Origin of the sequence: Opitutus terrae PB90-1 (genome assembly GCF_000019965.1) — a bacterium.
In the GTDB taxonomy this organism is placed as follows: domain Bacteria; phylum Verrucomicrobiota; class Verrucomicrobiia; order Opitutales; family Opitutaceae; genus Opitutus; species Opitutus terrae.
This window is the reverse complement of sequence record NC_010571.1, coordinates 3,266,375-3,278,649: the sequence shown is the minus strand read 5'-3', so window position 1 is coordinate 3,278,649 and position 12,275 is coordinate 3,266,375. Positions and strand designations below refer to the sequence as shown.

9 protein-coding genes are annotated in these 12,275 nt (G+C 65.7%); 3 read left to right on the top strand and 6 right to left on the bottom strand.

Going from position 1 to position 12,275, the window contains the following annotated elements; all coding sequences use genetic code 11:
* Positions 1-49 precede the first annotated feature (49 nt).
* The 5 genes from OTER_RS12885 to OTER_RS12865 form a co-directional block, all read right to left on the bottom strand.
* Positions 50-856 carry a phosphate ABC transporter substrate-binding protein gene (locus OTER_RS12885; protein ID WP_012375362.1) on the bottom strand — a complete coding sequence of 269 codons (807 nt, stop codon included), beginning with the start codon at positions 854-856 and terminating at the stop codon, positions 50-52.
* 43 nt (positions 857-899) lie between these two features.
* Positions 900-2,231, bottom strand: coding sequence for a putative porin (locus OTER_RS12880; RefSeq protein ID WP_012375361.1), 1,332 nt, complete (start codon positions 2,229-2,231; stop codon positions 900-902).
* Between the two features lie 297 nt (positions 2,232-2,528).
* Entirely contained in the window at positions 2,529-4,382 is a 1,854-nt protein-coding gene (locus OTER_RS12875) for a ClcB-like voltage-gated chloride channel protein (protein WP_052300380.1), read from the bottom strand.
* A 67-nt stretch (positions 4,383-4,449) separates the two neighbouring features.
* Entirely contained in the window at positions 4,450-4,917 is a 468-nt protein-coding gene (locus OTER_RS12870; protein ID WP_148218110.1) for a PTS sugar transporter subunit IIA, read from the bottom strand.
* Between the two features lie 250 nt (positions 4,918-5,167).
* The gene (locus OTER_RS12865) at positions 5,168-7,936 is read right to left on the bottom strand and encodes a DEAD/DEAH box helicase (protein ID WP_012375358.1); all 2,769 of its coding nucleotides are present in this window, start codon (positions 7,934-7,936) and stop codon (positions 5,168-5,170) included.
* Between the two features lie 169 nt (positions 7,937-8,105).
* On the opposite strand from OTER_RS12865, the gene OTER_RS12860 reads away from it, so the two are divergent.
* Genes OTER_RS12860 through OTER_RS12850 form a run of 3 tightly spaced genes read left to right on the top strand, consistent with a single transcriptional unit; the run spans position 8,106 to position 11,315 of the window.
* A complete protein-coding gene (locus OTER_RS12860) occupies positions 8,106-9,302 on the top strand; it encodes a glycosyltransferase family 4 protein (RefSeq protein ID WP_012375357.1) in 1,197 nt (398 codons plus the stop codon).
* The gene (locus tag OTER_RS12855) at positions 9,299-10,486 is read left to right on the top strand and encodes an MGDG synthase family glycosyltransferase (RefSeq protein ID WP_012375356.1); all 1,188 of its coding nucleotides are present in this window, start codon (positions 9,299-9,301) and stop codon (positions 10,484-10,486) included. Before OTER_RS12860 ends, OTER_RS12855 begins: the two co-directional genes overlap by 4 nt.
* Positions 10,487-10,505: 19 nt before the next feature.
* The gene (locus OTER_RS12850; protein WP_012375355.1) at positions 10,506-11,315 is read left to right on the top strand and encodes a UDP-2,3-diacylglucosamine diphosphatase; all 810 of its coding nucleotides are present in this window, start codon (positions 10,506-10,508) and stop codon (positions 11,313-11,315) included.
* Between the two features lie 51 nt (positions 11,316-11,366).
* Here OTER_RS12850 and OTER_RS24175 read toward each other — a convergent pair whose 3' ends face one another.
* Positions 11,367-11,957 carry a tetratricopeptide repeat protein gene (locus OTER_RS24175; protein ID WP_012375354.1) on the bottom strand — a complete coding sequence of 197 codons (591 nt, stop codon included), beginning with the start codon at positions 11,955-11,957 and terminating at the stop codon, positions 11,367-11,369.
* Positions 11,958-12,275: the final 318 nt, after the last annotated feature.

The following is a 12,275-nucleotide window of genomic DNA, read 5'->3' as shown; positions in this document are numbered from 1 at the left end:
ACGGTCCGTCAACGGCGCCAGGTTACGTTTGCGTAACAATCCCGCGACCTCACCGGACGGGCACGAACCCGACCTGCGACGCGATCCGCTGTCCGTCGTCGCTCAGGGTGAACTCGACGAACTTGGCGGCTTCGCCCGAAGGCTCGCCGTTCGTGTAGTAGAACGTCGGACGCGCATACGGATACTTCTTCGCCAGCACCGACTCCTTGCTCGGCGTGGCGCCGTCGATCGCGATGACCTTGATGCCGGGCGCCTGATCGTAGGCCAGCCCGACGTAGCCAATGCCATTCGGATTACGACCGACCTCGGCCGCGATCTGTTCGTTGCCGGCCATCTTCTGCGACGAGGACGCGTAATCGCGTTTCTTCATCGCGAGATCCTTGAAGTCGGAATACGTGCCGGACGAGGTGTTGCGCGTGTAGATCGAGATCCGGCCCGGCTGTCCGCCGACCGCCGACCAGTCGGTCACATCGCCGGTGAAGATCTGCTCGATTTGCCGCTTGCTGAGCGAGGAGAGCGGATTGTTTTCATTCACGATCACCGCGATGCCGTCGTAAGCGACGATCGTCGGCTTCATCGACACGCCCTTGGCTTGCGCCGCGGACATTTCGGTGGGTTTGGCGCGGCGGGACGACATGCCGATCTGCGCCGTGCCGTCGATGATGGCCGCGATGCCGGTGGTCGAACCTTCCGCGGCGATTTCGAACGCCACGCCGGGGTGGCGGGCCTTGTATTCTTCCGCGAGTTGTGGGACGAGTTTGGCGCCGAGCGTGTCGGAGCCTTTGATGACGAGTTTTTGGGCGAAGACCGGAGTCGCGGCGAGCACCGCGGTGAGCAGCACGAATGTTTTGTTCATGGAAATGAAAGATGAGGCCCGGCGAGTGCCGCCGGGCGCGGGTTTAGAATTTCGCGACGATGTCGAACTGCAGCAGGCCGAAGCTGCGGAGGCTGGGAATACCGATGTCACCCGAACCGGCCGAGATGGCCGACGTGTCCTTGGTCTTCGCGTCCGCATAGGTGACCGTGAAGGTGACGGCGTCGGACAACAGGTAGTTGAGACCGACGACCCATCCCTTCGTGTTCACCCGGCTGTCGAAGAGGTCGGAATCGACGAGGTTCGGATCGAGCGCGAACAGACCGGTGGCCTGATAGAAGGCCTTGAGGTCCCACTCGCCGCGATTCTTGGCCTTGCCGTACTGCGCGCCGAGCTGCCAGGCCAACGCCTCGCTATCGAGGTCGGGCCGGCCGTATTTCCGGGCGCGATCGTCGCCGTCGAAGTTGTAGGCGACGTCGCCAAATACGCTGGCCGCGGCACCGTTCGGCAGCGTCGTGGCCAACGTGAACGGCACCTCGGCAATCATGAGATTGTTGATGGCATTCTGCGTGCCGGGGCTGAACGAGCCGGCGAAGGTCTTCGCGTTCCGCTCGTTGTTCACGTAGTGATAGAGCGTCGGCGCCACCGTGAGGCTGTTGCGCTCGTCGAACTTGACCGTGGCGCCGGCCTGCCAGCCGAGCATGTATTGGTCCTTCCGGTTCACCGCCGGAGCGAGCGCGTTCTGCGGGTTCGCCGAGTCATAGATGAACTGACCCAGGTTGACGAAGTAGCTGACCGGGCCCGCGGCGTAGGTGAACTTCTCCGCGAAGCCTTCCGGATTAATGTCGCCGTCCCAGACCATCGACGTGGTCACGAACGGATTCGGGATCCGGCCGGCGTAGAGCGTCCAGGCGTTCGTCGGCTTGAAGCCGATATAAACCTGGCCGGCGTAGAAGCCGTCGTTGGTTTTCGCCCAAGGACCGCCGTCGTCGCCGAACGTCACATTGGAGGAGCGGTTGCCGCCGCCGTTCTCGATGCGCAGCCCGAAGAACCACTGGCTGCCGAGCGTGCCGGTGATCGCCGGCCGCAGCCGATAGCGCCAGCGACCGCGATCGATGTTGTCACCGGCGGCGTTCTCACCGGTGCGGTGTTCGTAACGCACGCGAGCGTCGCCCGAGATTTTCAGCTCGGTGAGCCCGGAGCTGAGGTTCAGTTTGCCCGCGGGCGAGCTGGTCGCGAAGTCCTTGACCAGTTCGGCGCGGAGTTCCTCCGCTTCCTGGTCGGTCACGATTCCTTTTTTCACAAGCAGGTCGAGCAGCGGTCCGCTGTCTTGCGCGCGCAGAGCGGAGCCGGTCAACGTGAGCGCCAGCAGCCCGCCGCCCAAGCAGCGGAGCCAGGTTGATTTCAGTGGGAGCATAAGTGCGTGGTGGGTGGATTGCAGAACGCCACGACTATGCCCGCCCTTTGTTACGATCCCGTGGCGGCCGTGTGACAACGCCGCAAAACGGCTGTCGGTTTGTCACGAACGCTGTTTCACGCGCCGGCTGCCTCTGGAGCAGCGACCAATCCCGTGTTACAGGTGTAGCCCCACATCGGTCGTGGAGAGATCCCGCCCCTCTGGAGCGATGACCGATCCGGGGTTACAGGTGTAACACCGGATTGGTCGCAGGCAGATGCGCTGCAGCGTGACGCCCGGGGCCCGCCGGCACCGGGATTAGCCCGTCGGCTGCTGGCGTTTTTCCACCAGCGCGAGGAGCAGGTCCGTCTTCGACAAACTGCCGAGCAGGCGGCTGCTCTCCGGATCGATCACCGGCACGCGCTCGATCGGATGGCCCAAGAACGCGCCCAGCGCCTCGCTGAGCGACTGGTCGGGCCCGATCCGCGGGAACTCCTCGCGCATGATGTCGTTCGCGATCACCAGGCTCGCAAGATCGGGATCGCCGAGGTACGGCTTGATGTCGTGCAGCGACACCACGCCGAAAAACCGCTGGTCCTCACCCACCACGTAAATGTTGTTCACGCGCACCGACAGGAACAGCCGCGCGATTTCCGCGAACCGCGCCGTGCTCGAGACGACCGGCGGCTTGGTCTTCAACAGATCGCGCACCTTGCCCATCGGCATCACCGCGGAGGGCGTCTCCGCGGCCTTCCGCCGCAGCGATTCACTGTAGAGCGACTCGCCCTGCAGCCCCTTGGCCGTGTAATAAGCGATCACGTTGCACAGCATCAACGGCAGGATGATGTCGTAGCTCAGCGTCATTTCGAACAGCATGATGATCGCCATCACCGGCGCGTAGCTCGCCGCCGACAGGAATGCGCCCATCCCCACCAGCGCGCAGGCCTGCGGGTCCGGCGCGCCCGCCGGCCAGAACGAGTGCACGGCCGTGCCGAACAGATAACCGGCGCTCGCCCCCATGAACAGCGACGGCGTGAACACGCCGCCCGGCGCCCCCGAGCCGAACGACGACGCGGTCGCGAGCCACTTCGCGATCATGATGCCGACCAGCGCGAGCCACACGACCTGGCCGTTCAGGATTTCCAGCACGACAGTGTAGCCGTTGCCCGCCACCTGCGGGAAAAAAATCGCGATACCGCCCACGAGCATGCCGCCGAGCACGAGCCGCGCGATCGGCGGAATCGTCGTGACCACGAACAGCTTTTCCGCGCGACGCAGCGAACGCAGGAACCACGGCGCCAACGTGCCCTCGATGAAGCCGAGCATGACATACGGCAGCATCTCCCACGGTGAATCCAGCCGGAAGGCCGGCACCTGATAAAGATGTTGCGCATCCGTCAGCACGCGCACGGTCAGCGCCGCCGCCACGGCGGAGACCGCGAGCGGCCCCAGGCTCTCCATCGCGATGGTGCCGAGGATGATTTCCGCCACGAAGAACGATCCGGCAATCGGCGCGTTGTAGGCCGAGGCGATGCCCGACGCCGCGCCGCACGCCACGAGCAATCGCAGCTGCGGCGGCGAAAACCGGCGCCAGCGTCCCAGCATCGACGCCTGCAACGCCGCGAGCTGCACCATCGGACCCTCGCGTCCGATCGAACCACCCGAACCGATCGAGAACAACGCGGCCGCGCTCTTGAGCAGGCTCGAGCGCACCGGAATTCGGCCGGAGCCGATCGCGATCGCCTCCATGTAGTCGGTCGAGCTTTGTCCCTGCGAGAGCCGTTTGCCCAGCAGCAGCGTGGCGCCCGCCAGCAACCCGCCCGTCGCCGGCACCGCCACGCAGGCCCACCACGGCAGCTGGCGCATCGTCTCCACGACACCGTCGCTGCGGCCGGTCAGCAGTTCGTGAATACCCTCCGTCAGCACGCTGAACAGCAGCGAGGACAACGCGCCGACAAAGCCCGCCAGCGCCGCCCACCACAGCGTGATCTGCCACTCCGTGGGCTGCAGTTTCTCCTGGATCCAGACGCGCCAGCGCAACAGCCGGATCAACCGCTGCAGCAACTGAACCGCCGGATCACGCACGCCTTTCATCGCTGCCTGCCTCCGATCGCTGAACCGGCGCGACACGGGCGTCCCGCCCGTGTTCTGGTCGAACGGCGTGGCGTCCACGGGCGAGACGCCCGTGCCACGTTCAGGCCACCCGAAAACTCGGCCCCGCCCCTGAGCACGCCGTCGCTCATGTCGCCGCCGCGCGGGACAAGGCAGCGCGGAATTTCGCTTCACTCTCCGCCTCGAGCAACGCCTCCCGCGCCCCGGCAACTTTCAGCACTCGCGAGATCGTCGCCACCAACTCGAGATATTCCGTCACCTGCTGTTTCGGCGTCCCGATCATGAAAATCAGCCGTACCGCGGGATGCTCGCCGTCGAACCCAACGCCTGGCGCGGCGGTCCGCGCCACGCCGAGCACGATCCGCTCGACCGCCGTCGTGCGCGCATGCGGTGTCGCCACGTCCGCGCTGATGCAGACCGGCGCCACCATCGCACGCTCCAGCAGATCGAGCAGGAAACGATCGGGATCGCTGACCGCGTCGGTCGCGCTGCATAGCCGAGCATGCAGGGCGCGCAGGGTCGCTTCCCGCGAACTCGCCGTCAGGTCGAGCATGATTACGTCAGGCTGGGCAATGAGGTCCGTCGGGGGTTCCACGTGCGAACCGCAACCTAGCGCCACCTGCCGCGGAAACAAGCTCTCTCGCTTCGCGTCGCGTCCCGGCGCGTTGCGCCGGGACGCGACGCGAACTTAAGATTTGAAGTTGAAGTTTAAGGAACGGCCGCGCCGCGGTCCGTAACGGCTCCCTCTTAAACTTTTCACTTTCGCTGCACCGCACAGCGGTGCTTGCGCCGCCCCCTTAAACTTTACACTTCAAACTTCCACTGCGCCGCGCGCAACGCGGCGCTCAGTCGACCGTATACGCCGCGAGCTCCGGCTCCGGCTCGACCTGCGACGTCAGCTGCACCAACCCGCGCAGCGAAGTGAAATGCTGGCCGAGATCGAAGTCGCCGCCGAGCCCGCCAACGAGCTTCTCGAACAGATCCCGCTTTTCTTCCTTCAGCGCCTGGATCCGCTCCTCGATCGTGCCCGCGGTCACCATGCGATACACGAACACCGTGTTGGTCTGACCGATCCGGTGCACGCGATCGACCGCCTGCGCCTCCACCGCCGGATTCCACCACGGGTCGAGCAGGAAAACGTAATCCGCCGCGTGCAACGTGATCCCGGTGCCCGCCGCCTTGAGCGACACGAGCATTACCGCCGCGCCGGGCGCGTTCTGGAACTGCTGCACCGGCTTCAACCGGTCCAGCGTCATGCCGGTGAGTTCGAAATGCGGCAGCTCTGGGAACCGCTCGTTCAACGCCGCGCGCACGCGGTCGAGGAACATCACGAACTGCGAAAAGATCACGACCTTGTGCCCGCTGCTTACCACTTCAGCGAGTTTCTCCATCAGCAGCGCGATCTTGCCCGAGTCGGCCAGCGGCGACTTGAGCCACGGCAGCATGTCCGGGTCGCAGCAGGTCTGGCGCAGCCGTGTGAGCAGCGCGAGGAACCCAAACGATTTTTCGCGCATCGCCGCGCCGACGTCGTCCCCCAACCGCTGCAGGCCTTCCGTGCAGATCCGCGCGTATTCTGCGCGTTGCACGTCGGTCAGCGGGCAGAGCAGATCCATCTCGATCTTCTCCGGCAGTTCCTGCGCCACTTCCTTCTTGGTCCGGCGAAGGATGAACGGCGCCAGCTGCACGCGCAGCCGCTCCAGCGTGCCCGCCCGGTCGACGAGCAGCGCACTCTCGAAACTCGACCGCGAGCCCAGCAGCCCCGGCAGCAGGAAACGGAAAATGCTCCAAAGATCGAGCTGACGGTTCTCCAGCGGCGTGCCGGTCAACACGATCCGGTGCCGCGCGCGAATCGCGAAGCACGCCTGCGTGACCTTCGCGTCCGGATTCTTGATGAACTGCCCCTCGTCGAGAATGACGTAGCCGAACTCGTGCGCCGCGAGCAGTTCGCGATGCTTGCGCAGCTGCGTGTAGCTCGCGAGCCACAGCACCGGTCCGTTCGACGGTTTGGTGAAATCGTTGCCCGTCTTCAGCACGTCAACCGCCAGGTCCGGCTGGAACCGCGCGATTTCCTCGCGCCACACCGGCACCACGCTCGCCGGGCACACCACCAGGCTCGGCCGGTCGGCCTCCGGTCGCGTCGCCAGCAGCGTGATCACCTGCAGCGTCTTGCCCAAACCCATTTCGTCCGCCAGCAGCCCGTGGCAACCCACGTTGCAGAGATGCGCCAGCCACTCGACGCCGCGCCGCTGGTAAGGGCGCAACACCTCCGGCAGCTCCGGCGGCGCCTCGGGCGCGCTCAACACGCGCTGCCGCCACGCGTCGATTTCGGGCGAAAGCGTCAGCTTCAGCCGCGCGTCGTTGAACAGCGAAAAGACAAGATACGGCGAAGCCGCGCCCGCCGCCTGAGTCTGCTCCAGGTTCTCGCGCCAGGCGCGGAACGACTCCCATTTTTCGGTCGGCAGCGAAACGATCCCGAGGTTCGGCAGGATCACCGGCGCGCCGCCCTTCTTCAGCAACGCGTTCACCTCGGTCTCGGTCAGCATCCGCTCTCCCGCCCGGAAAATCCAGCGCAGGTCGAGGCCCATCCCGCGCGCGCCGCTCCCCGCTCCCCCCGTCGCGGTGCCGCTGCCCATCGCCTCACCGGCCGAGCCGCTCGCGGGTGCCACCATTTCCGCCACCGCTTCGATTTCCACGGTGCGCGTGCCCTTCAGCAGGTTCGCCGCCTTGTCGTCGAGATCGATCACGAACAACTTCCGCCACGCCGGAAGCACGGTCTTCAGGAAGTTCGGGATCTCTACCAGCGACTCCATCAGGTACACCCCGGTCTCCTGATGATATTGGAAGTGCGCCTTCCGCGCGTAAGCCGCGAGCCCGATGAGCTTGGCGCGCTCCGCACTGGTCACGTGGCCGTTGCCATTGGCATGCGCCGGAGTGCCCAACGCGGGCACGCGCGCCTTCCCCTCGGCCTCGGCCCAGAACGCTTGGAAAGTCAATCCCGCCGTCTTCGTCTTGAACACGAGGACGAGCGTGCGTGAAGGACCGGTGGCTGCCCCCGACGCGCCGTCACCCTGCCCTGCCGCCAAGGTCCCGCCGGCCGCCAATTTCCCCTGGCCGTTCCCGTTCCCATGGCCGTTCGTGGCAGTGCCGTGACCGTTGGGCGCGAGACCATGCCCATTGCCGCCGCCGTTGGCGGGCGCATTTCCGTCTTTTCCGTTGAGCGTCCCATGTCCGTTGCCCGCCGGATCCGCGTCCACGGCCGGCTTGGTCTCGCCCGGCAGCGGCGAAATCTCGTCCGCCACCAACTCCTCGATCTCGTGCAGTCCGGCGACCGCCAACGCGTGGGCCAGCGACCGGTCCGTCGTCGACGACCGCACCGCCAAACCCTCGGTGCCCCATTCAATTACGGCGTATTCATCCTTTTTCTCGACCCGCCGGTGAATGATCGCGTCCTTCGGCGTCAGTTCCAGCTCCCGCACCTCCCCGTCCCGGTAAATCCGGCGCCCCTCTTCGAGCTCTTCGGCCGAGAATGCGTCCGCCCAATCCCGCTCCAGGCGGTCGAACCAAAACTCTAGCGACTGGGGTGTGTATACGCGCTTAGGGCCGTGCGACTGCATTCACGTAAAAGAGCTGACGCTAGAAACCAAGAAAACCTGTGCAATCCCGAACTTCGTCAATTTTGGGCCAGGCTTGAGCTTCACAAAAACGTAACGGATTCGCCCCCTAACTGCCTCACATCCACGCCATCTTCGGGCCGCGCCGGAACCGCTCCGGCCACCGTCGGCCATGAAGCTGAGCATCGTCACTGAAACCTTCCCCCCCGAGATCAACGGGGTCGCGCTGACCTTCGGCCACGTCGCCCGCGAACTCAGCCGGCGAAATCACGCCGTCACGGTTTTTCGCCCCGCTCGCCGCGACCGGTTTCTAATCGGCGAGCCCTACCGCGAAGTGCCGCTGCCGGGCGTGCCGATCCCCGGCTACCCGTTGCTCCGGGTCGGCCTGCCCGCGCCGCTCGCGCTCCGACGCTACTGGCGGACCGAGCGCCCGGATCTCGTCCACGTCGTCACCGAAGGACCGCTCGGCGCCTCGGCCATTCGCGCCGCGCGGGCGCTGCGGATCCCGGTGACGTCGAGCTTCCACACCAACTTTCACCGCTACATGCGCCACTACCGCTGTGCGCCGCTCGAGCGCATCGCGCTGGGCTGGCTGCGGCGCGTGCACAACCGCACGCGTTGCACGTTCGTGCCGACGCTGGAGCTGCGCGAGGAACTCGCGCAGCTCGGGTTCGCGAATCTTCGGCTGTTTTCGCGCGGCGTGGACACCGCGCAGTTCACGCCCGCACGGCGCTCCGCCCCGCTGCGCGCCCGCTGGGGCGCCGGCCCCGACGATCCCGTGGTGCTGCATGTGGGCCGGATGGCCGCCGAGAAGAACTATCCCCTGCTCCTCGCCACCTTCGCCGCGATGCGCTCCGCGCAGCCGCACTGCCGGTTCGTGCTGGTCGGCGACGGCCCGTTGCGTGCATCGCTTGAGCGCGCGCACCCGGAGTTTCGTTTCACCGGATTCGTCTCGCGCGACGAACTCGCGCAGTACTACGCCTCGGCCGACATCTACGTTCACGCGAGCCTGACCGAGACGTTCGGCAATGTGCTCACCGAGGCGATGGCCAGCGGACTCGCGGTCGCGGCGTTCGACTACGCCTCCGCGCGGCTGTTCATCCGTTCCGGCGTCAATGGACTCAACGTCCCATGCGCTGCGCCCGATGCTTTGGTCGATGCCGCCGTGGCGCTCGCGAGCAGCGCCGGCCTGCGTGAGCGACTGCGCACGGCCGCGCGCGCCGCGCTGGCGGAGCAATCATGGCCGCGCGTCATCGCGCGCTTCGAGGCCGACCTGCTGGAGGTGATCGCCGAAGCCCAGCCGGCCGCCGCCCGCACGCCCCTCGCTTTTTCGGTCCGAGCTTCGCCCACCGCAGAATCCTCGCCATGACTCCTCGCATCCTGATTCTCACCGCCGGCTTCGGCGAAGGCCACAACGCCGCCGCTCGCGCGCTCGCCGCCGCGTTCGAGCGCTGCGACCCACCGGCCCGCGTCGCGGTGTTCGACGCCTTCGCCGCCGCCTCCCCGCGACTCAACGCCGCTTCGCGACAGCTCTATCTCAGCTTGATCAACGGCGCGCCGCGCGTCTGGAGCCGGTTCTACGCCTGGATTGACGACTCCGAGTTCATCCAGCGCCGGCTCTGGCTCTTCCACCGGGAAATCGGCGTGCTGGCGGAGCGACTGCGACGCGATCCGCCGGCCGCGATCTGCTGCACTTATCCACTGTATGCGTTTTTCCTGCAGGCGATCCGCGCGCGCGGCGTCCGGCTGCCGCCGGTCTATAACGTCGTCACCGATTCGATCAGCATCCACTCGCTGTGGTGGCGCGCCGCGTGCGACGGCTGGTTTCTGCCCAACGCCGATTCCGCCGACGTGCTGCTCCGCGCGGGGCTTCCACCCACGTTGGTGCACGTCAGCGGTTTTCCTGTCGACGCGGCGTTTCGCGATGCCGGCCGCCAACTCGCTCCGCCGGATCTCGCCCACTTCGCACGGCCACGCGTGCTGCACCTCGTGCATTCCGGCACCCGCCACGCGGAAGCCACCGACCACGCGTTGATGAAGGAAACTGACTGGGATCTCACCTGCGCCGTCGGTCGCGATCGTGCGCTGCGCGCGCGGTTGACGCGACTCGCAGCTCGCCGACCCTTTCCAACCCGCGTGCTCGGCTGGACCGATCAGATTCCGCGGCTGTTGATGACGCATCATGCCGTGATCAGCAAAGCCGGCGGCGCCACCACGCAGGAAGCGATCGCCGCGCTCTGCCCGATGATCGTCAGCCAGATCGTGCCTGGCCAGGAGGAGGGCAACTACGAGCTGTTGCGCCGCTACGGCGTGGGCGCGCTCGCCACCTCGCCCGCCGCGGTCCTTGGCTCGCTACGCGCCGCCTTCGCCGATCGCGGTCGCGTCTGGGCGCAATGGCGCGCCGCGCTGTGGCCACTCGCGCGGCCCGACGCCGCCGACGACATCGCGCGCCACGTGCTGGGACACTTTCCCGCCGTGAGCACGCTGCAGCCGCTCTCACCAGATGCGCCTGAACCATCGCCGGTGCCGCGTCTCGCACGTGCCGCCGCGTAATCACCGTTTCTCTCCGCCCATGAAACCACGCCTCGATGTCCGCACCGTCATCCTCTCCGACGTCCACCTCGGCACGCCCGACTGCAAGATCGACGAGGTGAATCATTTTCTCCGGCACGTCCGCTGCGCGAAGCTGATCCTCAACGGCGACATCATCGACGGCTGGCAACTTACGCGCTCGGGCCGATGGACCAAGGCGCACACCCGCTTCGTTCGGATCGTGCTCAAGAAGCTCGAGAAACGGGACACGGAGATTGTCTATCTCCGCGGCAACCACGACGACGTCCTCACCTCGTTTCTGCCGCTGCAGTTCGAGAACCTGCAGATCGTCGAGGACCACGTTCACCACGGGCTGCGCGGTCCGTATCTCGTGCTGCACGGCGACGTATTCGACGTGGTGACGCGCGATTTCGTTTTTCTCGCGCACCTCGGCGACTGGGGCTATCGCGCGCTGCTGCGACTGAATCGGATCTACAACGCTTGGCGGGCCTGGCGCGGACTCGACACCTGGTCGCTCAGCAAGGCGATCAAGGCCCGCGTGAAGTCCGCGGTGAGCCATGTGTCGAAATTCGAGACGCACCTCGCGCAACTCGCCCGCGAGCGCGGCTGCATCGGCGTCATGTGCGGCCACATCCACTCCGCCGCCGACAAGCGCGTCGGCGACGTTCACTATCTCAATTCCGGCGACTGGGTCGAGTCGCTCACCGCGATCGTCGAGCACTGGGACGGCCGCTACGAGCTCGTCACCTTCGCCGATTTCATCCGGCTCTTCCCCCGCGCTGAAAGCAGCGACGCGGCCACCGCCGACTCCCTCGCCGCCGCGGCGTAAGAGGGCTCGTTGTCGGGGCGTGGCGTGACTTAGCCCGCGGTTAGCATCCGGTCAGCTTTTCTTCTCGTTCCAGGGGGATGGCGATTCGAACGTCATCTTCGCACGTTCGCTGTCGAGCCACCAACCGTTGTCCCGGATGCGCGGGCGGTCCTTCGACGGCAAGACATCAGGTCCGGCCTTAAGGTCTTCGCCGCGACTTTTCAGTATCTGCACCACATATGGCCAGGTGTAAGACAGCGCTTCGTAGACGTCTGCCTTAGGCAGCTGGTCCACGAGCCGTTGAAGGTTTCTGCCGGCGCGAATTTGCGTCTCGTCATCTCCCATCCCTTCCATGTGGATCGCGAGAAAAATGAGGTAGGCGATTTTCTGATTCTTCGGAACACCTAGACCGTCGCGATGCAACACTCCGAGATTGTTGAACGCATCGCCATCGCCCTTCTCGATCGCTTTCATATACCAGTCGTAAGCGACCGCGTAGTCTTGTCTGACTCCCCGACCTTCATGGTAACGTAGTCCGAGCTCGGTCATCGCTCGGGCATCGCCTTCGCTTGCGAGCTTCTCGAAGCGAGCGAGCTCGGCGTCCTTCTGTGCAACGGCATCGCAGCACATCGCGATAGCCAGAACGATACTGAGGATTCGCATGTTGATTTTGGTTAACGACCGGAGATCAGCCACGCGGGCCGAGCCAGGGCGGAGGCCTGGAGGCAGGTGAATCGTCTGAAGACGGACAGCTGCCCGTGTTGGGTTGGGGCGGCTGCATCGGCCGTCTCACCTGATCGCCTCCATCAAGCCTGTCGCCCAACATTGGAACTCCGTTTCGGTTTTTCCGGTGGCATCGTAAACCGCGACAAACCTCCGCCGGTCAGCCGTTGCCTCTGCGCTGCCGCGGTAGCTTTTCGACCACCACCACGATCTGTTCCCGTCCCGACTCCGAAGTAAAGATCAGGGTATCTTCAACTC